General features: G+C 60.4%; 26 protein-coding genes and 1 riboswitch. Of the genes, 8 read left to right on the forward strand and 18 right to left on the reverse strand.

The features are described 5' to 3' along the window. Positions 1 to 78: 78 nt before the first annotated feature. A complete protein-coding gene (gene tsf, locus HMPREF3148_RS08245) occupies positions 79 to 891 on the reverse strand; it encodes a translation elongation factor Ts (protein ID WP_005528911.1) in 813 nt (270 codons plus the stop codon). A 152-nt stretch (positions 892 to 1,043) separates the two neighbouring features. After that, the gene (rpsB, locus tag HMPREF3148_RS08250) at positions 1,044 to 1,850 is read right to left on the reverse strand and encodes a 30S ribosomal protein S2 (RefSeq protein WP_049063486.1); all 807 of its coding nucleotides are present in this window, start codon (positions 1,848 to 1,850) and stop codon (positions 1,044 to 1,046) included. 382 nt (positions 1,851 to 2,232) lie between these two features. Between rpsB and HMPREF3148_RS08255 the strand changes: the two genes are divergently transcribed. Then, the gene (locus tag HMPREF3148_RS08255; protein WP_049063487.1) at positions 2,233 to 2,760 is read left to right on the forward strand and encodes a M23 family metallopeptidase; all 528 of its coding nucleotides are present in this window, start codon (positions 2,233 to 2,235) and stop codon (positions 2,758 to 2,760) included. Here HMPREF3148_RS08255 and HMPREF3148_RS08260 read toward each other — a convergent pair. From HMPREF3148_RS08260 to rplS, 9 genes are all read right to left on the reverse strand, one after another. Then, positions 2,723 to 3,622, reverse strand: a complete 900-nt coding sequence (locus HMPREF3148_RS08260) for a tyrosine recombinase XerC (protein WP_049063490.1) — start codon at positions 3,620 to 3,622, stop codon at positions 2,723 to 2,725. The two genes, HMPREF3148_RS08255 and HMPREF3148_RS08260, sit on opposite strands and share 38 nt — an antisense overlap. A 22-nt stretch (positions 3,623 to 3,644) precedes the next feature. Continuing rightward, a complete protein-coding gene (dprA, locus tag HMPREF3148_RS08265) occupies positions 3,645 to 4,823 on the reverse strand; it encodes a DNA-processing protein DprA (protein ID WP_049063492.1) in 1,179 nt (392 codons plus the stop codon). After that, positions 4,820 to 6,340, reverse strand: coding sequence for a YifB family Mg chelatase-like AAA ATPase (locus HMPREF3148_RS08270; RefSeq protein WP_049151820.1), 1,521 nt, complete (start codon positions 6,338 to 6,340; stop codon positions 4,820 to 4,822). The genes dprA and HMPREF3148_RS08270 overlap by 4 nt, the downstream gene beginning before the upstream one ends. Further along, entirely contained in the window at positions 6,327 to 6,695 is a 369-nt protein-coding gene (locus HMPREF3148_RS08275) for a YraN family protein (RefSeq protein WP_049151819.1), read from the reverse strand. The genes HMPREF3148_RS08270 and HMPREF3148_RS08275 overlap by 14 nt, the downstream gene beginning before the upstream one ends. Positions 6,696 to 6,892: 197 nt before the next feature. Next, positions 6,893 to 7,198 carry a DUF2469 domain-containing protein gene (locus tag HMPREF3148_RS08280; RefSeq protein WP_005528899.1) on the reverse strand — a complete coding sequence of 102 codons (306 nt, stop codon included), beginning with the start codon at positions 7,196 to 7,198 and terminating at the stop codon, positions 6,893 to 6,895. Positions 7,199 to 7,261: 63 nt separating this feature from the next. Continuing rightward, the gene (locus HMPREF3148_RS08285; RefSeq protein ID WP_049063497.1) at positions 7,262 to 7,903 is read right to left on the reverse strand and encodes a ribonuclease HII; all 642 of its coding nucleotides are present in this window, start codon (positions 7,901 to 7,903) and stop codon (positions 7,262 to 7,264) included. Continuing rightward, positions 7,890 to 8,582, reverse strand: coding sequence for a signal peptidase I (gene lepB / locus HMPREF3148_RS08290; RefSeq protein WP_100621956.1), 693 nt, complete (start codon positions 8,580 to 8,582; stop codon positions 7,890 to 7,892). The genes HMPREF3148_RS08285 and lepB (HMPREF3148_RS08290) overlap by 14 nt, the downstream gene beginning before the upstream one ends. Before the next feature lie 70 nt (positions 8,583 to 8,652). Then, positions 8,653 to 9,348, reverse strand: coding sequence for a signal peptidase I (gene lepB, locus HMPREF3148_RS08295; protein ID WP_046645404.1), 696 nt, complete (start codon positions 9,346 to 9,348; stop codon positions 8,653 to 8,655). Positions 9,349 to 9,667: 319 nt separating this feature from the next. Then, positions 9,668 to 10,012, reverse strand: coding sequence for a 50S ribosomal protein L19 (gene rplS / locus HMPREF3148_RS08300; protein WP_049063501.1), 345 nt, complete (start codon positions 10,010 to 10,012; stop codon positions 9,668 to 9,670). A 175-nt stretch (positions 10,013 to 10,187) separates the two neighbouring features. Beyond that, positions 10,188 to 10,303, forward strand: a riboswitch (TPP riboswitch). Here rplS and thiC point away from each other — a divergent pair. From thiC to HMPREF3148_RS08330, 6 genes are all read left to right on the forward strand, one after another. Then, entirely contained in the window at positions 10,300 to 12,057 is a 1,758-nt protein-coding gene (thiC, locus tag HMPREF3148_RS08305) for a phosphomethylpyrimidine synthase ThiC (RefSeq protein WP_049151817.1), read from the forward strand. (Overlaps the previous riboswitch by 4 nt.) Continuing rightward, positions 12,050 to 12,691, forward strand: a complete 642-nt coding sequence (locus HMPREF3148_RS08310) for a thiamine phosphate synthase (RefSeq protein ID WP_080970054.1) — start codon at positions 12,050 to 12,052, stop codon at positions 12,689 to 12,691. The genes thiC and HMPREF3148_RS08310 overlap by 8 nt, the downstream gene beginning before the upstream one ends. Continuing rightward, complete coding sequence (gene thiO, locus HMPREF3148_RS08315; RefSeq protein WP_049151816.1) at positions 12,688 to 13,812, forward strand: glycine oxidase ThiO; 1,125 nt, start codon at positions 12,688 to 12,690, stop codon at positions 13,810 to 13,812. The genes HMPREF3148_RS08310 and thiO overlap by 4 nt, the downstream gene beginning before the upstream one ends. A gap of 45 nt (positions 13,813 to 13,857) precedes the next feature. Continuing rightward, on the forward strand, positions 13,858 to 14,055 hold the full coding sequence (thiS, locus tag HMPREF3148_RS08320) for a sulfur carrier protein ThiS (protein WP_005528881.1): 198 nt from the start codon (positions 13,858 to 13,860) through the stop codon (positions 14,053 to 14,055). Positions 14,056 to 14,059: 4 nt separating this feature from the next. Then, positions 14,060 to 14,839, forward strand: coding sequence for a thiazole synthase (locus tag HMPREF3148_RS08325; protein ID WP_049063504.1), 780 nt, complete (start codon positions 14,060 to 14,062; stop codon positions 14,837 to 14,839). After that, positions 14,839 to 15,993, forward strand: coding sequence for a ThiF family adenylyltransferase (locus HMPREF3148_RS08330; protein ID WP_049151815.1), 1,155 nt, complete (start codon positions 14,839 to 14,841; stop codon positions 15,991 to 15,993). The genes HMPREF3148_RS08325 and HMPREF3148_RS08330 overlap by 1 nt, the downstream gene beginning before the upstream one ends. A 14-nt stretch (positions 15,994 to 16,007) precedes the next feature. Here HMPREF3148_RS08330 and HMPREF3148_RS08335 read toward each other — a convergent pair whose 3' ends face one another. The 6 genes from HMPREF3148_RS08335 to rimM form a co-directional block, all read right to left on the reverse strand. After that, positions 16,008 to 18,131: a YhgE/Pip family protein gene (locus HMPREF3148_RS08335; RefSeq protein WP_100618701.1), complete on the reverse strand. Its 2,124-nt coding sequence runs from the start codon at positions 18,129 to 18,131 to the stop codon at positions 16,008 to 16,010. A gap of 101 nt (positions 18,132 to 18,232) precedes the next feature. Beyond that, positions 18,233 to 20,539 (reverse strand): Tex family protein, encoded by a 2,307-nt coding sequence (locus HMPREF3148_RS08340; RefSeq protein ID WP_049062758.1) that lies wholly within the window; start codon positions 20,537 to 20,539, stop codon positions 18,233 to 18,235. A gap of 182 nt (positions 20,540 to 20,721) precedes the next feature. After that, positions 20,722 to 21,300, reverse strand: coding sequence for a hypothetical protein (locus HMPREF3148_RS08345; RefSeq protein ID WP_049062759.1), 579 nt, complete (start codon positions 21,298 to 21,300; stop codon positions 20,722 to 20,724). Between the two features lie 151 nt (positions 21,301 to 21,451). Continuing rightward, complete coding sequence (locus HMPREF3148_RS08350) at positions 21,452 to 21,814, reverse strand: hypothetical protein (RefSeq protein ID WP_049062760.1); 363 nt, start codon at positions 21,812 to 21,814, stop codon at positions 21,452 to 21,454. Next, positions 21,804 to 22,670, reverse strand: coding sequence for a tRNA (guanosine(37)-N1)-methyltransferase TrmD (gene trmD, locus HMPREF3148_RS08355; protein WP_049151814.1), 867 nt, complete (start codon positions 22,668 to 22,670; stop codon positions 21,804 to 21,806). Before trmD ends, HMPREF3148_RS08350 begins: the two co-directional genes overlap by 11 nt. Beyond that, a complete protein-coding gene (rimM, locus tag HMPREF3148_RS08360; RefSeq protein ID WP_049062762.1) occupies positions 22,667 to 23,167 on the reverse strand; it encodes a ribosome maturation factor RimM in 501 nt (166 codons plus the stop codon). The genes trmD and rimM overlap by 4 nt, the downstream gene beginning before the upstream one ends. 131 nt (positions 23,168 to 23,298) lie before the next feature. On the opposite strand from rimM, the gene HMPREF3148_RS08365 reads away from it, so the two are divergent. After that, on the forward strand, positions 23,299 to 23,709 hold the full coding sequence (locus HMPREF3148_RS08365) for a cupin domain-containing protein (protein ID WP_049062763.1): 411 nt from the start codon (positions 23,299 to 23,301) through the stop codon (positions 23,707 to 23,709). A 95-nt stretch (positions 23,710 to 23,804) separates the two neighbouring features. On the opposite strand, the gene rpsP is transcribed toward HMPREF3148_RS08365, so the two are convergent. After that, the gene (gene rpsP / locus HMPREF3148_RS08370) at positions 23,805 to 24,302 is read right to left on the reverse strand and encodes a 30S ribosomal protein S16 (protein ID WP_005528863.1); all 498 of its coding nucleotides are present in this window, start codon (positions 24,300 to 24,302) and stop codon (positions 23,805 to 23,807) included. Positions 24,303 to 24,664: the final 362 nt, after the last annotated feature.

Genomic DNA, 24,664 nt, shown 5'->3' on the forward strand with positions numbered 1-24,664 from the left:
ATATTCCTTGCTCAAGCAAGCAAAAAGCCCTGCTGCAAACAAGTGCAGCAGGGCTCAAGCGTGAAAGCCGATTAAAGCTTAGGCGCCAACCTCATAACGGACGAAGCCCTTGATGGTGGTGCCAGCTTCCTTGGCAACCTGCTCAACGGTCTTCTTGGAGTCAGACAGAGCAGCCTGCTCGAGAAGAACGACGGACTTGAAGAAGCCGTTCAGGCGACCTTCGACGATCTTCGGCAGAGCAGCCTCCGGCTTGCCCTCCTCACGGGTGGTAGCTTCAGCGATCTCGCGCTCCTTCTCAACGACCTCAGCAGGAACGTCCTCGCGGGTGAGGTACTCAGCGTTCATAGCTGCGATCTGCAGAGCAACAGCGTGTGCGCCCTCTGCATCACCCTCGTAGGAAACGAGAACGCCAACTGCCGGCGGCAGGTCAGCGGAACGCTGGTGCAGGTAGACAGCGACGTTGTCGCCCTCGAGAGTGACTGCACGGCGTGCCTGCAGCTTCTCGCCGGTCTTTGCGGACTCTTCGTCAACGATCTCGGAGACCTTCTTGCCGTCGATTTCGAGGTTGTTCAGCTCCTCACCGGAGTTGATCTTAGCCTCGCCAGCAGCCTCAGCGATCTTGGTAGCGAAAGCCTTGAATGCCTCGTTCTTTGCAACGAAGTCGGTCTCGCAGTTGATTTCGACCATGGTATTGCCGGAAACAGCAACCAGGCCCTCGGTAGCCTCGCGCTCAGCGCGCTTGGAAACGTTCTTTGCGCCCTTGATGCGCAGGAACTCTACGGCCTTGTCGTAGTCACCGTTGGACTCGTCGAGTGCCTTCTTGCAATCAAGCATGCCGGAGCCGGTTGCCTCGCGCAGTGCCTTAACGTCTGCAGCAGTGTAGTTCGCCATAGTTGGGGCGATCCTCCTTGGTTTCAAACAGTATTCGATGGAACAGAGTACTCGACGCAGTAATTTTGCGCCGCCCTTGGGGGTGAGTTTGTGCAGAAGAGTAAACCCCCGCGGCCGTGATCCAACGGTAGCGGGGGCGGACTCTAGAATTTTTACTCTGCGGACTCAGCAGATGCTGGGTCGGAAGCAGCAGCAGCCTCAGCTGCATCGCGTGCATCCTTCTCAGCGGAGTCGCCGGCAGCTTCCTTAGCTGCAGCCAGCTGACGCTCCTCGCGAGCCTTCTTACCTTCCTCAACTGCGGTGGCAATGATGCCGGAGAGCAGCTTGGTGGCACGGATTGCGTCGTCGTTGCCCGGGATCGGGAAGTCGACCTCATCCGGATCGCAGTTGGTGTCGAGGATTGCGACAACCGGGATGTTCAGCTTGTGAGCTTCCTTGACTGCGATGTGCTCCTTGTTGGTGTCAACGATCCACAGTGCGGACGGAGCCTTGGACATCTCAGAGATGCCGCCGAGGACGCGCTCGAGCTTGATGCGCTCGCGGGTGAGCATGAGGATTTCCTTCTTGGTGCGGCCCTTGTAGCCGTCCTCAGCTGCGTCCATTGCCTGAAGCTCCTTCATGCGCTTCAGACGCTTGGAAACGGTCTGGAAGTTGGTGAGCATGCCGCCCAGCCAACGGTGGTTGACGTAAGGCATTCCAACGCGAGTTGCTTCCTCAGCAACTGCTTCCTGAGCCTGCTTCTTGGTGCCGACGAAGAGGATGCTGCCGCCGTGTGCAACGGTCTCCTTGACGAACTCGAAAGCCTCATCGATGTAGGTCAGGGTCTGCTGCAGGTCGATGATGTAGATGCCGTTACGGTCGGTGAAGATGAAACGCTTCATCTTCGGGTTCCAACGACGGGTCTGGTGGCCGAAGTGCACACCAGCGTCGAGGAGCTCGCGCATGGTTACAACTGCCATGATTCGCTCGCTTTCTATAGCTGATTTAGGTTTTGCATGAAAAATGTGCGGTGTTTTATTCCGCACCCTAGCAACGAAGGCGCCGGTCAACACCCCAATTTCTTGGGGACCACGTCGACACGACGCTGTCTTTTCCTTAACCCAGGAAGCGACGACTTCGCCGCGCGTAGTCAATGCGCCTGGCAAGCCGGACACACTGCTGGGCCAAATTCTAGCCACACCCAGGGAAGAAATCCAAAACGACGTGCGAATTCCACAGTTTTAGCGTGACTTCTCCCCTACAACCGCCACATCTTCATCACTATTATCTCGCGTCGCACTTTATTCACAGCGAGATTTCTCGTTCTTCCAACACTGCAAGCGGCGCCTCCATACTGCCATCATGAAAATGTTTCGCTTGCCCAAAGTCCCGCTCATTGCTGTCATTCTCACGCTCTGGTGCGTTGCCCTATCCGCCATGCCAATAGCCTTCGCCTACGTCGACCCCACTACTGGCAGTCCAACCCCCAGCCGGGTTCTGGAGGGATTTGATCCACCGAAGGAGAAATGGAGCGCCGGTCACCGAGGTGTGGATTTGGATCTACCCATCGGCGGCGAGGTACTGGCCGCAGGCGAAGGCACGGTTTATTTCGTGGGCAAGGTGGCCGGCAAACCGGTGGTCTCGATCGCCCATGCGGATGGTGTGCGGACGACGTATCAACCGGTATTCGCGCACGTCAACAAGGGCGATCACGTACGCGAGGGCCAAGTCATTGGGAGGCTAGCCCCGCCTGTTGACGGTAAGCCGGGTTTGCATTGGGGCGCGCTTATCGACGGTGTGGAAAAGACCTACATCGATCCGCTTTCGCTTCTCGACGCCCCGGTCATCCGGCTCAAGCCCGTGGATGGGCGCGGGAGTAGACGTCCTTGAGCCGCTTCGCTGATACGTGGGTGTAGACCTGTGTGGTCTGCAGAGAGGAGTGCCCCAGCAGCTCCTGGACCACCCTCAAATCCGCACCACCTTCAAGCAGATGCGTTGCGGCAGTATGGCGCAGCCCGTGCGGGGTAAGGCCAGTAGCGCCGGTGATCTGCGCAGCCTTTTCTACCACGCGGCGGACCTGCCGCTGGTCGATACGCCCGCCGCGAGTCCCGACGAACACCGCATCAGTGTCGCCGGCTAGTTGTAGACGCCCCTTTTCAATCCAGGTCGCAAGCGCATCAGACGCCGCGTCGCCAAAGGGTACGACGCGCTGCTTGTTTCCCTTACCCGTGACCAGTGCGGTCCGGCGGTGCAGATCAAGGTCACCGACATCAAGGCCCACCAGTTCCGCAACACGCATGCCGGTGGCATAGAGGAGCTCGAGCATAGCGCTGTCACGTAGGAAATGAACCTCGTCGTGCGAGGCAGCGTTGCCTACAAGCTCACCAGCCTCGGTTGCAGCAAGAACCTTGGGAAGATGTTTGCCCACCTTCGGGCTAACGAGTCGCGCTGCCACATCAGCCTGCAGATGGCCTTCGCGCACCGCCCAGGTGGAGAACGCTCGGGCGGCAGCAGTTCGGCGCGCGAGGGTAGCTCGCGACTTGCCCTGTGCAACCGCTTCGCCTAGCCAGGCGCGCAGAGCATTCAGGTCAAAGCTTGCGAAGTCCGGTACGCTACGCGCGAGATCGCGCAGGTCCGAGCGGTAGCCCTTGACCGTTGCAGCAGAGCGCCCACGGACTAACAACTGATGTTCGGCAAAATCCTCGATTGCCTCGGCCAGTTGCCCCGTGGGCTCCTCCACTCGTTTACTCATGTCACAGCAGTGTACTCCAGCATCACTCGCTGCGTCTCCACCGCTTTCCCTCGCGCACCACGAGGCCAAGCTTCTGCAAAGCCACCAACAGGTGCACCGTCAGCGCCACACGCATTCCTGCCTCCGCCGCGATATCCTCTGCGCTCACGCCTTCCTCGTCCAAAGGCGGAGTCGAGTCATAAACCTTGAGCTCATTCCGGGAAAGCTGCTGCACTTTGTCAGGAGCGAAGTCGAGCTCATACTGCCCAGCAGCGTCCACGCCTCCCACAGTTCCAAGTAATCCGCGGATTTCATCGACCGAGGTGACCAGTTGCGCACGCTGCTCCTGAATCCGCATGTGGCAACCCAACGACCCCGAAGTCGTAACCGGGCCGGGGACAGCCATGGCCACACGACCCATCGACTCCGCCCAGTTCAACGTGTTCAAGGCCCCAGAACGGAAGGCCGCCTCCACCACCACAGTGCCTGCAGAAAGCGCCGCAACCAAGCGGTTGCGCGTCAAGAAGCGATGCCGCTGCGGTGTAGTGCCCAGCGCGAATTCAGAGATGAGGCAACCGCTGCGCGTTATCTGATCAAAGAGTTTGCCGTTACGTGCGGGATAGGCCCGGTCGATGCCGCATGGCGCCACGGCCACGGTGAGCCCGTTGTGCTCCAGCGTCGCCTCGTGGATAGCCGTGTCTACTCCCAGCGCGCCGCCCGACACCGTAGTCCACTGATGGCGCGCCAATCCCGTTGCCAGCATGCGCGAGACCTCCCAGCCATAGCGGCTTATAGCCCGCGTTCCCACCAGCGCAACGGACTGAGCCACCGTCTGGCGCACATTGGCTCCGCGCACCCACAACGCATGAGGTGGGAAAGCCTGACTATCGAATGTAGACGGCGCATCGGAGAACCCCTGATGATAGAAACCAAAGGCCCGAGTGAATTCCTCCTCCGGCCACTCCGCGTCCTCCGGGGTGATAAGGCGTGCTCCTACGACTTCTGCCGTGGCAATGTCCTCTTCTTGCCGCAGCCAATCCCGCCTCCCGGCAGTTTCAGTCTTCAACGGTCCAATCCAGTCGGCCGCGTTGTAGATTCCGTGCGCAATCTCCTCTGCTGGGTACTGCGAAAGCAATCCGTGCAACGTGCGGGATGGACCCTCCACCACACGGTTGAGATAAACCCAGGTGTGCAGGGGCGTCGATAAGTTCAGCTCGCTCATGCCGCCAGCCTTTCCAACACACCGACGCCGCGCAGCTCGAGCGCTCTGCCCACGTGGTCGATGTCCGGTTGCGGGCTTGCGTCCAGATCCGCCAGGGTCCACGCCAAGCGCAGCACGCGGTCCACACCGCGCTGGCTCAACTCCCCGTCTGCCAAATACGCTGCAAGCATCGCCATGGCAGTTTCCGTAGCTGGGCGGTGTCGCCGCAGATAGGAGGCTGGAACAGCACCGTTATTGAACACCGGCAGCTCGTCTTCACGCCAGCGGGCAGCTGCCCGCTGGCGCGCCTGCGCCACCCGCTGCGCAATCGTGGCGGAGTCTTCTTCACCTTCCGCGCTCAGGGTTGCGGCTTGGCCCGAAACGTTAACCACCATATCGAGGCGATCCCGCAATGGCCCAGAGAGATTGCTCAGATAGTTGCGTCTGTCCGACGACCGGCACGTGCACTTCGAAGCATCCTCCGCAGCACACCTGCAGGGGTTCGCCGCCAGCACTAGCTGGAAGCGCGCCGGGAACGTAATCTCCCTGCGCGCACGAGAAATCCGGACGTGCCCCTCTTCCAGCGGCGCACGCAGGCCATCGAGCACTCGTGCAGAGACCTCACTCGCCTCGTCGAGGAACAACACTCCGTGATGCGCCAGGCTCACGGCACCAGGACGGGGATTGCCCGAACCGCCACCCAGCAAGGCCGCACGCGTTACCGAGGAGTGCGGCGCGATAAACGGCGCGCGCATGATGACCGCGCCGGGTGTTCCCGCGAGCGAATGGATGGCTGTCGCCTCCACGCACTGATCAGCGCTCAACGCCGGCAAGATAGACGGCAGCCGCGCCGCAATCATCGACTTGCCCGAGCCAGGTGGGCCCACCAACATCAGGTGATGGCCACCGGCCGCAGCGACTTCGGCTGCCCACTTGGCCTCCCGTTGCCCGGCGATGTCGCGGTAGTCCGGGCCGTCACCAAGCGTATGCGCAGGGGCATCTACCGCTCGAGCACTCGGCAGATCGCGCCCACCACAGGCCCATGCAAAAGCATCGGTCAGCGTGGCCGCGACCACCACATCCATATCGGGCACCAGCGTAGCTTCAGCCGCGTTACCTGGCGGGATCACCAGCGTCTCGAAACCTTGTGAGCGCGCCGCCAACAAGGCTGGGATGATTCCAGAGACTGGGCGCACGCTGCCGTCCAGCCCCAACTCCCCCAACACCAACGCACGCTCCAGGCGCTCCGAGGGCGGCATCTGCGCCGCCAGAATCGCCAAGGCCATGGGCAAATCGAAGTGCGCACCCGACTTCGGTAACGCTGCAGGCGACATCGAAACCACCACGCGCGTTTTTGCCCACGGCAGCCGCGAGTTAACCACCGCGGTGCGAATGCGGTCACGCGACTCCGAAATGGCCGTATCCGCCAGGCCCACCACGTGCACGCCGGGCAGCCCGGCCCCCACGTTGGCCTCCACCGTGACCACGTGCGCAATCACGCCCTCCAAAGCCGTGGTCATGCATCTACCAAGCGCCATCTTCGACCCCCTCATAGTGCGTGACCTCGAACTCAGCGCCCTGATCCACCAGTGCCAGCACGTCGAAGCGCACATAACACCGCGGCTTTCCCTCAAGCCACCGCAACGCCGCCTTGCGCATGCGCGCCAACTTGCGCGCAGTCACCGCCTCGGCCACCCCGTAAGCATCCGACGCCCGGGTCTTGACCTCGACAAAGACGTACGTGTCACCCTCCCGCACGATGAGGTCGATTTCCCCCACGGCGTAGTTGACGTTCGCTGCGATAATCTCCGCACCGCGCTGGCGATAGAACAAAGCCGCATAAGCCTCGCCCCGCTTGCCCAGCGAGTGCCGTTTATTCATTTTTCCGTACATTTTCTCTCCCCCGAATCCGGTCCATGCAGCACACCTGCACACGCCAGTTCAGCCGAGAGAGGACAGGACGCGCTAGCCCCAAAACGCGCACAGCGCCCCTTTTGTGGATAACTCATCGCGATGGATGAAGAAATCCCGCATGGGGCGCGACTTTAGGGCGAATTTCTGGCGGAGGTGTGGCCGCTCCGCGGAGGCTTCTACTCCGGCAGGACGAAGTCTGGCTTGTCCAGCTCTTCGATGTTGACGTCTTTGTAGGTGATCACGCGAACGTAGCGCACGAATCGCGCGGAACGGTACATGTCCCATACCCAGGCATCGGACATGCGTACTTCGTAGTAGACGTCAGGGCCCGAAGTATGCGGAATAAGCTCCACTGCATTGGCGAGGTAGAAACGACGCTCGGTCTCCACCACGTAGGAGAACTGGCTGACGACGTCCCGATATTCACGGTAGAGGGAGAGTTCTACTTCTGCCTCGTAGTTGTCGAGTTCCTCTGCGCTCACTAGCTTTCCTCCAATGTCAGGGTCAACGTGAATCAGCTTAACGCGGAAACTTCGTAATCAGATTCAGGCGCGCGCGAGAAATTCCGCATGAGCGTTCGCCACGTTGGCATAACCCATCCGGTGCTCTGGGGTTGCGCCTAATTTCACAATCGCAGCCTGATGCGCCGCGGTGCCGTATCCCTTGTGCCCCGCCAATCCATAGCCTGGGTAGGCCACGTCGAGTACATCCATGATGTGGTCACGGGAGACTTTGGCCAGCACGCTCGCCGCGGCAATGCAGCGCGCTGCCGCATCACCACCAATAATCGGCAGCTGGGGTGCAGGCATGCCGGGAACTTTCAGGGCGTCGCTAAGCACGTAATGCGGGCGAACATCAAGCCGCGCTACCGCCCGCCGCATCCCTGAAACGTTGGCGTGCTGGATGCCGCGCTTGTCGATGTCCCGCGCGTCAATATGCACCACGGACCAGGCCACAGCCTTGTCCTTGATGATGGGAAAGAGTCTTTCGCGCGTGGCCGGGCTGAGCTTTTTGGAGTCCGTCAGCTTGTCGAGCTCCGGGATGATTTTGTCCGGGAGGATGCAGGCGGCAATAGTAATCGGCCCGCAGCAGGCTCCGCGCCCTGCCTCATCAACGCCGGCGACAGGACCCAAACCTGCCTTGCTCAGCGCCACCTCGTAGGTGCGTTGTTGTTTAAGACGCCGCATTTTGAATGTCAGGGTCATCGACCAGGTGAGCACGCGGAATAGGAAGAACAACGGCCTCTACCTTGCCACGGACGTTGTCCACGGGGATGGTGCCCTGCAGATGATCGCCCAAGTGCGCACGCGAGTCGAGCGAGTTAGTGCGATTGTCCCCCATGACCCAGATGTTGCCTTCCGGGACGGTCACGGGACCAAAGTAAGCACCGCCGCAAGCATCCGAGCCTACGGCTTCATCGACGGGTATTTCGGCGGGTGTTTTCACGTAGGACTGGTCGATGGGTAAACCATCGACCATGACGGCGGGATCCCCTGCTTCGCAGGACACCGTCTGGCCTTCTGTGGCTATGACGCGTTTGACCAAAATGTTCTCACCGTTGGGCAGCAAGCCGATTGCGGCACCTGCATTTTCCAGTCCGCGTACCAACACGTTGTCGGAGCGCTGAACCTGGAAAGAGGCGTTCCAGGAATCCTCACCGGCAAAGACCACGACATCGCCAGGGCGTGGATCGGAGAAGTAGTAGCTGAGCTTTTGGACCACAATGCGGTCATTCTTACACCCCGCACAGCCATGCAACGTGGGCTCCATGGAGGCCGAAGGAATGAGATACATCCGGCCCACGAAAGTCTGCATTAGAGCCAAGAACACAAACACGGCCACGACCGTGGGCAGCAAATCGCGCATACGGACGCGCTCTTCCTCCGCCCGCCGCGGCTTTGCAGCACGAATGCGGGGACTGTTAGCCCCAGACCCCCTAGGCTTGGATGTCTGGGTCATCGATCCCACCGATGCGGCTAAACGGGAACAGCACAAACATGACCTTGCCGCGAACGTTTTCTACGGGAATCGTGCCATGGTACCGATCTTGCATGTGGTAGCGGGAATCCGCGGAGGCAGTGCGGTTGTCACCCATGACCCAAATGTTGCCTTCTGGAACGGTGATTGGGCCAAAGTATGCGCCACCGCATGCCTCGGAACCGGTGGTTTTATCCACAGGGTACGTTGGCGGATCCATGACATAGTCCTGCTTGATGGGCTTACCGTCAACCATGACTGCTGGATCACCTTCCTGGCAGGAAACGGTCTGGCCACCAGTAGCAATGACACGCTTGACCAGAGTGTTCTCATCTGGCGGGGTCAAAGACACATAGCTTAGTGCGTCCTGGATTGCGTGGATCACGCTATTGTTCGAGCGCGGCGACACGTAGTTACGGTTCCAGTCTTCGGTGCCCTCAAAGACCACGACGTCGCCAGGCTCTGGGCCCTTGTCGCCGTAGTAAGAAATCTTCTCGGTGAAGATGCGGTCATTGGTGCAGCCATCGCAGCCGTGGAGGGTTGGTTCCATCGAACCAGAAGGAATGACATATTGGCGGCCAATGAAGGTCTGTACCAAACCGACGACCGCAAGCACACACACGATAACGAGAAGTGTTTCCAGAATCCAGGGCATCTCTTTCTTCTCGCCCTTGTCAGAGTCTTTCTCTACCGGCGTGACCTTCTCGGCAGCGACCCGGCGGCCAGTGACTTCTTCGTTTGCACCGGAGTTACCTGGCCAAGCAGAATTATCACTGTTTTGATTTTCGAATTCCTTCTCGTTATTCACGCGCTAAATCCTAGCAACAAAACCTCTCAACTCCCGCACCACACCGAGCACCAAGCTGCTGTTCCCATCCAACTCTTATCAGCGGATTCCTTGCAATCGCAGCGAGAGGATATAAAAAAGGCCTCCCCTTTCGCCGAAGCGAAGGAGGAGGCCTGAACGCCTAAAATTAGCGGCGCTCCTTGATGCGAGCCTTCTTGCCGCGCAGGTCGCGCAGGTAGTACAGCTTTGCACGGCGGACGCGGCCGCGGCGCACAACCTGGATGGACTCGAGGTTCGGGGAGTGAACCGGGAAGGTACGCTCAACGCCGATACCGAAGGAGACCTTACGGACGGTGAAAGTCTCGCGGATGCCAGAACCCTGGCGGCGGATGCAAACGCCCTTGAAGAGCTGAACACGCTGGGTGTTGCCCTCGATAACCTTTACGTTTACGTCGAGGGTATCGCCTGGGCGGAAAGCCGGGACGTCGTCGCGCAGCTGGGCTGCATCTACCTTGTCAATGAGGTTAGCCATTGTTTTTCCTTTTCAGTTTAAGACAGAGGACCCTGGCGCTCCTTCAACCTTGGAGAAGCTGACCGGTTCGTGCCTGTTACATAGAACAAGAGGATTCTTCCATACCCACCGCGCGAACAGCAAATTCTTGCAATTCCAAGACAGACGCGCATCACAGGGCTTATGGTGTGTAATGCAAGTACCCCACGGGTGCCCATGAAGAAGTGGGCTGAGATAGGCGCAGATACCGCACCTAGACCGTTTGAACCTGTCTGGTTAGCACCAGCGAAGGAAGAGAGGAAGGCGCCATGACGGCTACTCCTAATGAGATCCACCCCAAGCATTCTTACTCCCCTATCCGCGCAAACGGACTGGAAGTTCCGGAGACCGAGATCGCTCTAGATGATTCCCCGACGGGGCCCAACGAACCTTTCCGCGTCTACCGCACCCGCGGCCCCGAGTGCGAGCCGGAGGTGGGCCTGCCGGGTCTGCGCAGCGAGTGGATTGCCGGCCGCGACGACGTTGAGGAGTACGCCGGCCGCGAACGCAATCTGGCCGACGACGGCAAGTCCGCGCAGCGCCGCGGCGCTGCCTCCCAGGAATGGCGCGGGCAAAAGCGCACTCCTTTGCGCGCCAAGCCGGGCAAGCGAGTCACCCAGATGCACTATGCACGCCAGGGAATCATCACCAAGGAAATGGAGTTCGTGGCGCTGCGCGAGCACTGCGATCCCGAGTTTGTGCGCGCCGAGGTCGCCCGCGGACGTGCGATTATCCCGAATAACATCAACCACCCTGAGTCCGAGCCGATGATCATCGGCCGAAAGTTCTTGACCAAGATCAACGCCAACATCGGCAACTCCGCCGTGACTTCCTCTATCGCAGAAGAAGTGTCCAAACTGCGCTGGGCCACCCGCTGGGGAGCCGATACCGTGATGGATCTTTCCACCGGCGATGACATCCACACCACTCGCGAGTGGATTCTGCGCAACTCCCCAGTACCGATTGGCACCGTGCCTATCTACCAGGCGCTGGAGAAGGTAAACGGCGTGGCCGAGGACCTTACCTGGGAGATCTTCCGCGATACCGTCATCGAGCAGTGTGAGCAGGGCGTGGACTACATGACCATCCACGCCGGCGTTCTGCTCCCATTCATCCCGTTGACCACCAAGCGCGTCACTGGAATTGTCTCCCGCGGCGGTTCCATCATGGCGGGCTGGTGCTTGGCTCACCACAAGGAGTCCTTCCTCTACGAAAACTTCGACGAACTGTGCGAGATTTTTGCGCAGTACGACGTCGCTTTCTCCTTGGGCGATGGCCTGCGCCCTGGCAGCCTGGCCGACGCCAACGACACCGCGCAGTTCGCCGAGCTTAAGACCATCGGCGAGCTCACCCGCCGTGCCTGGGAGTACGACGTGCAGGTCATGGTGGAGGGCCCCGGCCACGTCCCGCTCAACATGATCCAGGAAAACAACGAGCTGGAACAGGACTGGGCATCCGACGCCCCGTTCTACACGCTCGGCCCCTTGGTCACCGACATCGCGCCTGGTTACGACCACATCACTTCCGCCATCGGCGCCGCGCACATTGCAATGGGCGGCACCGCGATGCTCTGCTACGTCACCCCAAAGGAGCACCTGGGCCTTCCCAACCGCGACGACGTCAAGACCGGTGTTATCACCTACAAGCTGGCCGCGCATGCCGCCGACGTGGCAAAGGGCCACCCCGGCGCGCGGGCGTGGGATGACGCGATGAGCAAGGCCCGCTTTGAGTTCCGGTGGCACGATCAGTTCGCGCTTTCGCTCGACCCGGAAACCGCGCAGGAATACCACGACGAGACTCTGCCCGCCGAGCCTGCTAAGACCGCGCACTTCTGCTCGATGTGCGGCCCGAAGTTCTGCTCCATGCGGATTAGCCAGGATATTCGCGATACTTTCTCAGATTCCCTGGGCATGCCGAGCTTCCCCGTCGATGCCAAGGCGGGCGAGGCAATGATATCAGCCGAGTTCAAGGCGCAAGGCTCCAAGCTCTATCAAACAGCAGACGAGGAGCCAGCCGGCCGTGCTTGATCTGCGTTGTTACTTCGTCACCGGCACCAATATGACACCGGAGATTGCCGCGGCCGCCGTGCGTGGCGGCGCGGGCGTGGTGCAGGTGCGCTCAAAGCCTATTTCTGCCCGCTCGCTCTATGATTTGGGCGCCCGCGTGGCCGAGACGGTGCACGAGGTAAATCCGCGCACGCACGTGCTTATCGACGACCGCGTCGACGTCGCCCTAGCTCTGCGTTGCGCGGGCGCGCCCGTACACGGCGTGCACATCGGCCAGGACGATCTCTGCCCACGTGCCGCGCGTGAGCTGCTCGGCCCCGATGCCATCATCGGCCTGACCACGGGAACACTTGAGTTAATTAGGGACGCGAACCAGTACGCGGATGTCCTCGACTACGTCGGCTGCGGCCCCTTCCGCGCTACCCCGACGAAGGATTCCGGGCGCACCCCGCTGGGGCTCGAGGGCTATCCAGAGATCGTCGCCGCCTCGCAGCTGCCCGTAGTCGCCATCGGCGACGTCACCGCGGACGATGCCGCCGAGCTCGCTGCAACCGGCGTCGACGGCCTGGCCGTCGTGCGCGGAATCATGAATGCCCCGGACCCGGCCGCCTACTGCGAGCGTCTCCTGAGCGAATTCGAGAAAGGTCGCGCATGAGCACGGCCAGCACTGCCAGCTCAAGCGTTGCCATCGTCGGCGCCGGGATCATTGGCCTTGCCACCGCAGTAGAGATGGCGCAGTCAGGGATCAATGTCGATGTCTTCGACCCAGCGCCGGCATCCGGCGCCACGCACCATGCCGGCGGCATGCTGGCTCCCGCCGCGGAGGTGGTCTATCAACAAGACCCGCTCTTTCCGCTGATGCAGGCCTCAGGCAAGTGGTATCCGGAGCTCATCGCGGCCGTCGCCAAGCACAGCGACCTCGATACCGGCTACCGCGACGAAGGCACGCTCGTGGTAGCCGCGGACCGCGCCGATTCCCAGCATTTGTCAGAGCTCATGGACTACCAGAATGCGCACGGCATGCAGGTCGAGCGCATCACCGTGCGGCAGGCGCGCTCCCTCGAACCGGGGCTGAGCCCACGCCTGGCCAGCGCCGTCTCAATTCCTGGGGATACGCAGGTCTTCCCCCGGCAATGGGCGCTCGCGCTATATGACGCCGCGGAAAACTTAGGCGTGCGCTTTCACCGCACAAAGGTCACACACATCGACGATGGAGTCGACGGCGGAATGGTACACACCGAAGAAGGTACCTTCGCCGCAGACCAGGTGGTGCTGGCCGCCGGACTGGGGGCGAATGGTCTTAGCGGATGGTCGCAACCGCTGCGCCCAGTCTATGGCGACATCCTGCGCCTACGTGTGCCAGAGCAACGCCGCCCGCTACTAAACCGCGTGGTGCGCGGATTCGTGGAAGACCGCCCTATCTATCTGATTCCACGCGGCGACGGAACCATCGCCGTGGGCGCGACCAGCCGCGAGGATAGCCTCCATGCCCCGCTGGCCGGCGGTGTCTATGACTTGCTGCGCGATGCCATCCGGGTGCTGCCGGGCATCGAGGATTGCGAGTTCCTAGAAGCCACCACCGGCGCCCGCCCGGGCACGCCTGATGATCTTCCCTACTTGGGGCGCGTGAGTGACAGGCTCATTGTCTCCACTGGGTATTTCCGCCATGGCATCCTGCTGGCCGCCTTCGGCGCACGGTGTACGCGCGAGCTCGTCCTCGGCGAGGACCCCAGCATCGACCTTTCGGCCTGTGACCCGCTGCGCTTTGCGCGCTAGAGCCGAAGTACAGACAGCTATATCAAGACAGGTAAAAGGAACACGATGACAATCACCTACAACGGGCAGAAGATGGATACCACCGCAGCAACAGTGGCAGCACTGATTGCCGAGGTCAATGCACCAGAAGCGGGCACTGCGGTGGCCATAAATGGCGCGGTGGTTCCGCGCTCGGCGTGGGAAGACACCCGCCTCGAAGAAAGCGCGGTCATCGATGTTCTTACTGCAATCCAGGGAGGCTAGTAAAGTGCTGACAATCGCGGATAAGAGCTTTGAATCCCGGCTCATCATGGGCACAGGAGGCGCAAGCAGCCAGGACGCGCTGGAAAAAGCGCTGGTAGCCTCCGGCACGCAGCTGACCACCGTGGCGATGCGCCGCCACAGCGCGCAGGCAGGTGGCGAGAGCGTCTTTGACTTGCTGCGCCGGCTTAACATCGAGCCGCTGCCGAATACCGCGGGCTGCCGCACCGCGCGCGATGCCGTGCTCACGGCGCAGCTGGCACTCGAGGCGCTAGGCACCAATTGGGTCAAGGTAGAAGTCATCGCGGATGAACACACGCTGCTTCCCGATGTCGTAGAAACCATCGACGCCACCGAGCTCCTCGTGGCAGAGGGGTTTACGGTCTTGGCCTATACCAGCGATGACCCAGTGGCGGCGCTGCGCTTGGAGGATGCGGGCGCTTCCGCCGTGATGCCGCTGGGCGCGCCGATCGGCACGGGGCTGGGTATCTTAAATCCCCACAACATCGAGCTCATCGCCGCGCGCGCCAGTGTGCCCGTGCTTGTCGACGCCGGCATCGGCACCGCCTCCGACGCCGCCCTCGCGATGGAGCTAGGCTGTGACGGGGTTCTGCTGGCCAGCGCTATCAACCGCTGCCAAGACCCCGTGGCCATGGCCCACGCTATGCGTCATGCGGTGGCCGCCGGGCACTATGCCCGCCAAGCAGGACGCATCCCGCGCCGCGAGCATGCCCAAGCCTCCTCAACCTTTGAAGGCCTTGCCAGCTGGGCCGATGAGGTGCTCTAGTGGGCCTTAGCGAACTCGAGTCTGCCCGCACCGCACGCCAACAGGTGCTAATCGGACAGGATGCGCAGGTTGCGCTTAACCGCGCGCACGTGCTCATCGTGGGCGCGGGCGGATTGGGCTGCCCGGTCCTGCAGCAGCTGGCCGCCGCGGGTATCGGGCACATTACGCTCATCGACGATGACGAGGTAGCGCTGAGCAATATCCACCGCCAGGTGCTCTTCGGCGTGGATGACGTGGGCCAGCCCAAGGCCGCGGTCGCCGCCCGGCGCGCCCGCGAGCTACAGCCAGAGATACACATCGAGGCGAAAGTCGCCCGATTTAGCGCAGACAATGCACTGCATCTGTGTCAGGACACAGACCTCATCATCGACGGCACAGATACCTTCGACACGAAGTACCTCATCGCCGACGCCTGCGAGGCAACCTCGACTCCGCTGGTCTGGGGCACCGTCTTGGGTTTTCGCGGCGACGTAGCACTATGGCATTCAGGCACTGAGACCCCGGATGGCCGCGGCTGCGGTTTGCGCGACCTCTTCCCTGCCGCTCCCACTGCCGATACCCTTCCCGATTGCGCCAGCGCCGGTGTTCTGGGAGCTACCACCTCCGTCATCGGCGGGCTGATGGCCACCGCCGCGATTGGCTGGTTCACCGGAATCGACACCACCGTGGGCCAGGTATCCAGCTACACCGCGTACCCAGCTAGTCTGCGCAGCTTCCGCGTCAGCGCCGATCCCGGGCGCGCACTATGCACCTCACTGGGAGCTCATGCCGAGCTCAATTCCAACGCCAGCGTTGCTGCTAGCGCCAGCGTTGCTGCTAGCGCTGGCGTTGCTGCTAGCGCTGGCGAAGCTGCGGAGTCTTTCCTCGACATCCGCGACCCGTCCGCACTGCTTTATAGCTCGCTGCCGGCGAACTTGCGCCAGCGCGCTTTGCCTTTTCACACGATTGCCGCAGGCACCGCTGGCGATGAGATGGTGCGCGAGGCGCTGGGCTTCTTAGATGCTCCGGCTGGCGGCACCGTCTGGGTAATTTGTAATTCTGGCAGCCGCAGCGCCGGGTTCGCGCTGCGCTATGGCGAGCTCGCCGCAGGGCTTGGACTGCGGCTGCGCAGCTACCCCGGCGGCGCGGAGCGCCTACACCGGGAGCTTGGTTAGCTCGCGCACGCCGCTTAAGCCGTGGCCGCTGTCATGACCTTGTGCTCGTCCAATAGGCGCGCGGTACCGTGGTGGCGTGCGCGGAAGATGAGGTAGCTGGCGGCTACTGCCAAGACGGTGACGCTGAGCAAGACTACGATGCCGCCGGCGAAGGTGCCGTCATGAATGCCATCGGTGGCGCGGGTGAAGGCATTCTTGGCATAGGTCATCGGGTGCAAAGGATGCAGCAAACGCAGCGGTGCCGGGATGGCCGCCGTGGGCCACACGCCGCCGAAGACCATGACGCCCATGGCAAAAACGCCGACCGCGAAGATGGCGCCAATCCTGCGCCCGAAGGTCACCAGCAGCAGCTGGTAGGTGGCAGCACCCACCATCGCGATTGCTGCGAGCACTCCCAGCATCATCGGCCAGCTTGCCGGGTGCCAGCCCATAAGCGTGGACATCAGCGCCATACCCAGCAACAACAAGAAGTTGATGCCGCTAACCAGCGCGAATGCGGGCAAAATGCCACGCAGATAATAAGGCAGGGTCATAGCGAGCAGCAGCATGGCTAGGAAGCCAAAGACGAGCACCAGAAGCATCGAGACGCCGCCCGTGATTTCCTTCTTGGTTGGGTCGACGGCACTAACGCCGGTCTGCACCGGATGGACGTTGGATTCAGTGAAGTTGATCGGCACCGCCATATTCTGTGCGGTCACATCCGGCTGGGTAATACGCGGGGCCTTCTCAGCGCCCTCGCCCAGCTTCGTGGCGAGCTGACCCGAACCATCCTTGAGCCTATCGATGCCGTCTTTCAATTGGGCACCGCCACTCTTCAACTGACCGGTACCATCCTTGAGGCTCGTGGTGCCCTCTGCCAGGCGTCCCGCGCCTTCATTCAGCTGCACGGCACCGGTCGATAGCTTGCCCACGCCACTTTTCAGCTGGCCGGTTCCCTCCGCCAGCTGATGCGTGCCCTGGTTGAGCTTGAGCATGCCACCTAGGTACTCGGAATTCGGGTCGGACAAGTTGTAATTCAACTGCTTCGTACCATCACGCAGCTTCTCCAGCTGGGAGACCATGTTGCTGCTATTTGCCGGATCCAGCTTCGTCAGCAAAGCGGAAAGCTGGTCTGCCTGGTCCGTCATTCCCATTCCGCGCAGCATGTCCACCAAGCCGATGAGGCTCGGCACCACTGACTGTGCTTGCTGCAGGAGTGGGATGAGCATGCCGGTCAGCTGGCCGACGCCGCCTTCAATTTGGCTGGCGCCTTCGCCAAGCTTGCCCGTGCCCTCCAGCAACTTATCGGAGCCCGTCGCCAGCTTATTCGCGCCGTCGTCAAGCCGGCCCGCGCCCATGGAAAGCTCGCTTACGCCCTGGACTAGCCGGCCAGTGCCATCGTGCAGCTGCCCCGCACCGTTGTTGAGCTCGCCCGCTCCGGCATCCAGCTTGTCGATGCCGGTCACAGCCTTCTCGCCGCCAGCCTGCAGCTTGCCCACGCCCTCGTCAAGACGGCTTGCGCCTGCGGCTGCGGCACCGATGCCATCGCTGAGCTTGACCATGCCCTCGATGACTTGATCCGCATACTTTTTGGAAATCGCGTTCTCAACGCTGGTCTGCACCTGCGGAACCAGGCTCGAAGAAATCACCGAGCCATTCGTTCCGTAATAGTCGTTGCTGGCGAAGTGGATCTGCGGTTTGACCGGCTTATCGCTGATGATGGTGACCGCTTGCTCCGAGAAATCCTTTGGGATGGTCACCACCATCAGGTACTTGCCCTTTAACAACCCATCGTTTGCCTCCTGGGCGTTCATCTCGGAGAAGTTCAGGTAGTCAGTTTCCAGGAGGCCTTCTACTACTTGATCGCCGTAGTTGACGTATTTGCCCTGCTTTTCCACGCCTGCGTCCTCGTTGACCACCGCCAGGTCAATCTGCCGCATGTACTTGGAAGGGTCCCACATCGCCCACATCATCGTGGCTGCGAGGATGACTGGCGCTACCAGCAGGAAAACAATCAGCACCCGCGAGAGTGTGCTCCGCGGGCGCCAGTCCAGGATGCGATGCCACCCTTCCGCTTCCGTTTCTTGCACGGCATGGGCAGCCGGCTGCGTGGCGTGGAACGGTGTTTGTTTCTGATGCAAGGCGAAAATCTCCCTCATGAAGGCATGGTGACTGCAGCCACCCTTTTGTTTGTTTCGCCAAACTTATCATTAACTCGCCGCACTGCACTAACGCGCCACGAAGCAACATTTAATAGATTTTATTTGCCGAAGCCGGCCTTCTTCAGTGCATCCGCCATGGAGCCGCCGGCGGGACGTCCACCGGAATTGCCGCGGCCGCCACGCGCTCCACGGCCACCTTTGGCGCCTTTGCCAGTGTTGCCACCACGCTTGCCGCCACCCTGGCGTTGTGCAGGCTGGCCGGGCTCGTCATCCAAGCGGAGCGAGAGGCCGATGCGCTGACGCTGCACGTCAACCTCCATGACCTTAACCTTTACTACCTGCCCGGAGCGCACGACCTCGTGCGGATCGGAGATGAACTTATTGCTCATCGCGGAGACGTGTACCAGACCATCCTGGTGCACTCCGACGTCCACGAAGGCGCCGAAGGCCGCAACGTTGGTGACGGTCCCCTCCAAAATCATGCCCGGTACCAGGTCTGAGACTTTGTCCACTCCTTCCTTGAAAGTAGCGGTCTTGAACTCAGGGCGCGGATCGCGGCCTGGCTTATCCAGCTCAGCGATGATGTCCGTGACGGTGGGGACACCGAAAGTATCGTCAGCGAAGTCTGCCGGCTGCAGTTTCTGCAGCACTCTGGAGTTACCGATAAGTTCAGCCACACCGAGCCCCGTGGACTCCGCGATACGCGCCACCACCGGGTAGGCCTCAGGGTGAACTGCCGAGCTATCGAGCGGATCGGTTCCGCCATTGATGCGCAAGAAGCCTGCTGCCTGCTCGAAGGCCTTTGGCCCCAAGCGCGGAACCTTCTTGAGTTCCTTGCGGGATGCGAAGGAACCGTTCTCATCACGGTAGGCCACGATGTTGGTGGCGATGGTGGCGTTTACACCTGCGACGCGCTCTAGCAGCGGCACGGAAGCAGTATTCAGGTCCACGCCCACACCGTTCACGGCGTCCTCAACCACGCCATCGAGGGTGCGAGCGAGTGCGGTCTGGTTAACATCATGCTGATACTGGCCAACGCCGATGGCCTTCGGATCGATCTTTACCAGTTCAGCCAGGGGATCCTGGAGACGGCGAGCGATGGAGACCGCACCACGCAGGGAGACGTCCATGTCTGGGAACTCCTCCGCCGCCAACTGGGAGGCCGAGTACACCGAAGCGCCGGACTCGGAGACAACGACCGGAGTTGGACGCTGACCGCCGGCTTGCTTGAGCATGTCAGCGATCTCGTTGGCCAGCTTCTCCGTCTCACGGGAAGCGGTGCCGTTGCCGATGGCCATGAGGTCCACAGAGTGCTTCGCGCACAACGTTGCCAAGGTGCTAACAGCTTGGGACCACTGGTTCTGTGGCTGGTGCGGATAGACAATCGCAGTGTCGAGCACCTTGCCGGTGGAATCAACTACAGCGCACTTCACGCCATTGCGGTAGCCCGGATCCAAGCCAATGGTGGCGCGCTGGCCAGCCGGCGCGGCAAGGAGAACGTCCCGCAGGTTGGTGGCAAAGACCTTCAAGGCGCCCTCTTCGGCGATCTCCTTCAGGCGCATGCGCACATCAAGGCCAGAAGAGATGTAGAGCTTGGTGCGCCAGCCCCAATGCACGGCGTCGGAAAGCCACTTGGAATCCTTAACCGCAAGATCAAAACGCTCGGCAATCATGCCCTCATAGACTTCGTCTTCACCGGCATCCAAGTTGAGCTGGAGAACGCCCTCGTTTTCACCACGCAGCAAGGCCAAAATCCGGTGCGAAGGCAGCTGATCAAAAGGCTCAGAGAACTCGAAGTAGTCCTTAAACTTTGCGCCCTCAGCTTCTTTTCCGGCCACCACACTGGCCCCCATGGTGCCCTGGCTAAACATGCGCTCGCGCACGTCACCCACAAGGTCGGCGTCGAGTGCAAAGCGATCGATGATGATGGAACGCGCGCCCTCGAGAGCCTTCTTGGTGTCTTCAAATCCTTCAGTCAGGAACTGCCCCGCCATCTCTTCTGGATTGGCCGTGGGGTTCTCAATGAGCTTGTCCGTCAACTCTTCCAGGCCGGCCTCGCGAGCGATGTCGGCCTTGGTCTTGCGGCGCTTCTTGTATGGCAGGTACAGGTCTTCCAAACGCGCCTTGGTCTCGCACGCGAGAATCTGTGCACGCAGCTCGTCAGTGAGCTTTCCTTGCTCATCGATAGCCGCCAAAATTGCCTCTTTGCGCTCTTCCAATTCGCGCAGGTACGTCGCGCGCTCCTCAATGGTGCGCAACTGCGAATCATCCAAACCACCAGTGGCTTCTTTGCGGTAACGTGCGATGAATGGGACGGTGTTTCCCTCCGCCAGAAGCGTCAAAGCAGTCTCAACCTGAGACTCCTTTACACCAATCTCTGCGGCAATGGTAGCTGCAATCTTCAAAAGAAATCCTCACCTTTGTGGCTGATTTTCTGGACTCAACAAAGGTACCGCACTGCCCTTTCATCCCAGCGATGAGCGCTCCAACTCCTCAATTACTTTCCCCTCATGCAGTAACGCCCCAACACATTCGTGTCGGGGCGACTCGTTCAGGAAGCGCAACGCTTTGATGTGCTCGCGGGGTGCTAGTAGATGAGAACTGCTGCGTTGTCGCCTCCAGAACAGCGGACAGAGGAGGACGTGCCGGAGCAGTACATGTAGTAGTTGCCGCCGGTAACCGGAGAATAAACCTTCAGCGTTGCGTTCGGGGAGCCGGTCGCGGCGTAGTTGCTTACAAAGGATGAATAAACATTTGCTGCAAAGCTTTGCGAGGTGTTGCCGGTGAGCGCTCGATAGCTGGTGTATCCAGAGGAGTAGGACGGAGCTTGTGCAACGCGCTGAGCGGGTACGACAGGTTCTGGCGCCTGCACGGTCACGGTAGCCGGGCGCTGCTCAGTGACAGTTACTGGAGCGACGTCCTGTGCAGAGGAGACAGGCACTGGGGAGGCCGCACCAGCAGCAGCATCAGAGCCGCCGCTTTTGCCCATGAACGCCATGACGCCCGCCACGATTGCAGCTAGGCAAAGAGCAACGATGGCCGTAATAGCCACTGCCAAGCCGGCTGAAATCCCGCCGCGCTGCTCTGTGGGTGCCAGGTAGTTATCTGCCGGATAGGTGAAACCAGCGCCGTTGTTGGCCTGAGGGAAATTGTTGGGGATGGACATGCGGTGCACCTGCCTTGTATCGAGTAAAGAGAGAAGGAAGTAAGGAAACTTCCTTTTGATGACTTCACAATAAGACAGGTACTACCAGCGACGATTGATTTCGGGGAACATTCCCCTTTCCGCAGCTCACAAGATGGCTCGGCCTAAAGATTTATGATTGCCACGCGCAGGCGGTGCCCAACCCGAACTCAGTGTGACCGATCTCGGAGGTGCCGTACCACAGAATGTGTGGTGGCAGGCAGTCCACCACTGCCGCGGTCACCTTGGTCAGCGGCAACGTTGAGGTTCCATTGACGATGACGCGCCAGACATTCTCACTAACCGGCGCGGAGCCATGCCTGTCCATGTACTCGTTGACGAGCACATTATCCGGCTCGCAAGTGAAAGAGACGACCTCAGCGCTAATATTCGCTGGCTCATAACCGTTTGCAGCCAGCTGTTCTGGCATGCCGTCGAGAATCTCGTTCCACTCTTTTTCCGTCATCAAAACTGACAGGTCAGTACTAACTTCCATTACGAAGACTCTCCAGGAACTTCTTGTCTTTCTTATCCAGCTCAACTTTTTCGAGCAGTTCCGGACGGCGTTCCAGCGTACGTTTTAGCGACTGTTGCCGGCGCCATTCATCCACCCGCGCGTGGTTTCCAGAGGTCAGCACCTCAGGCACGGCCAGCCCACGCCACTCGCGTGGTTTGGTGTAGCTCGGGCCCTCGAGCAAACCATCGGAGAATGAATCTTCCTCATGAGAGCGCTTATTGCCGAGCACGCCTGGGATGAGGCGCACGATGGCCTCAGCAATAACCAGCACCGCCACCTCCCCGCCGATGAGCACGTAGTCCCCGATGGAGACTCCTCGCACGCGGTAGCGCTGCGCTGCATCGTCAATGACACGCTGGTCGATGCCCTCGTAGCGGCCACAGGCAAAGACGATGTGTTCCTCGTTGGACCACTCGCGCGCGTCTGCTTGGCTAAAAGGTTTACCCGCGGGGGTCGGCACGATCAGCAGCGGCAAGGACGGATCCTCAGCAACGCCGTCCTCCCCTACCGACCGCTCGTAGCCGATGGCCTCCACGCCCTCGACGTCGTCGTGGCGCGGCCTATTGAGGTGCGGAAGGGAGGATTCCAGGTCCGTGGTGCGCGCGGCACCACTGGCGACGTCGTCAAGCGCAGGGCCCCAAACTTCCGGTTTCATGACCATGCCTGGGCCGCCACCAAAGGGGGAATCGTCCACAGATTTGTGGACATCCGTAGCCCAGGCACGCAGATCGTGGACGCCTACAGATAGCTTGCCCTGCTCGATGGCCTTGCCCAGCAGAGCATGACGCAGCGGGTCCAAGTACGCGGGGAAAATCGTAATGACATCGAGCCTCACAGGTCCAACAATCCTTCCGGTGGAGTGATGGTGCAGGTGCCTTCGTCGAGATCGACCTCGGGAACGATTTCTTCAACGAAGGGAATCAAGGCTTCCTTGCCAGATTCCAATCGCACCTCCAGTAAGGACTGGGTTGGCCCATGGGTAAGCCCGGTGACCTCGCCGATGTCGTTGCCATCATGGATGACGCGCAAGCCTTCCAACTCATGGTCGTAGAAACCGTCATCGTCAGGGTCATCGAGCGGCGGGGCGAAGAACTGTGTGCCGCGGAGCGAATCTGCCGCGGTGCGGTCCTTTATCTCTTCAAAGGTGATGAGAAGGCGCCCCTTGTGCACGCGAACTGCCTTGATGGTGAGTTCGTGTTCCTTCTTTCCTTGGCGGCCATGGAGCACCTCGCCCACCGCGAAGCGGATTTCGGGCTCGTCGGTGGTGGCTTCGACGCTCAGCTCGCCTTTGATTCCGTGCGATTTGATGACACGGCCGATCATTAGTTCCATTTGCTCAACTTTAATCGCTTCCAACTGACGGCACGAACTACGATATTTTATACGATTTTAGACTTATTAAATCCGATATTTTTGGGTAACGTTGAGAATGAAACCACCGCTTTTAGATAAAGGAGAAGCCCATGGCAGAGCTTCCAATCAATGACGTAACCACCTTCGGTAATGCCAGCCATCGCGGCAAGAAAATGCTCAATCTGGACCTCCTGGCGGAGGCGCCAGAACCAAACGCGCAGCGCCCGCGCCCGGCCGTCAAACGCGTGTTGAGCGCCGATGGCGGCAACCTCATCCTATTCACCTTTAACGCGGGCCAAAGTTTGCCGGACCATAAGGCCGCACATCCGATTACCGTGCAAACGTTGCGCGGAGAAGTCTTGTTTACGTGTGGAGGCAAAGAAGTCCCCCTCCGGCCAGGCCAGATCATCCACCTGCCAGCCTATGTTCCACACCGGGTTGACGCGGTGGAATCGGATGGCGATTCACCGGCAATTATGCTGCTCACAATGTTGACAGGAGAAACAATAGCCAGCGCTTAAAACGGTGATAGCAAAGGGGCGCCTGTTACCGTTCCCCTTTACGGGAGGTAACAGGCGCCCTTTAGAAGATCTAGTTACGCAAAAGCGCAGCGAGATTACTCTGCGGACTCCTCAGAAGCCTCAGCGGACTCTGCAGCAGCAGCCTCAGCAGCAGCAGCTTCTTCTGCAGCCTTCTCAGCAGCAGCCTTAGCCTCTGCCTCTTCCTTGGCCTTCTTCTTCTTTTCGGTGATGGCCTCGATGGATGGGCCGTTGTTAGCCTCAGCCAGTGCAGCGTTGAACAGCTCCAGCTTGGAAGGCTTCGGCTCAGCAACCTTCAGGGTGCCCTCAGCACCTGGAAGGCCCTTGAACTTCTGCCAGTCACCGGTGACCTTCAGCAGCGCGAGAACCGGCTCGGTCGGCTGTGCGCCAACGCCCAGCCAGTACTGTGCGCGCTCGGAATCGATCTGGATGAGGGAAGGCTCCTGCTTCGGCTGGTAGATGCCGATGTTCTCGATAGCCTTGCCGGAGCGGCGGGTGCGTGCATCAGCGATGATGACGCGGTACTCAGCGTTGCGGATCTTACCGATACGCTGCAGCTTGATCTTTACGGCCATGATTGGCTCCTTTTCTAGTCACCGGGCAGTTCAGACACGCACAACCTGATAGCGGTGCGCCGGTTCAGCCCTTGGATTTACCCTGCGCGTGACATGCCGGCCGTCCGTAGGCGGTACCGGCGTTACGCAGAATTTTAAGTTTGAGGTGCAGTCCGCACGTGTGCATACTTTTCTCCAAAAGAAGCACGCGACAGACAACCTAAACGATTCTAGCGTCATGCGAATGAAAAAAGAAATCTGCACAACGGCCCAAGCAACTGCTGCCTCTAAGTAGCCGCGCCGTTATGCCCTTGGGCGCACAACAGAGTAATCTGTTTGACGCTAACCAATGACCCTTTCAGGCCTTACCTTAAGCGATTGAG

It is taken from the genome of Corynebacterium sp. HMSC05D08 (assembly GCF_001807215.1).
GTDB lineage: Bacteria > Actinomycetota > Actinomycetes > Mycobacteriales > Mycobacteriaceae > Corynebacterium > Corynebacterium striatum.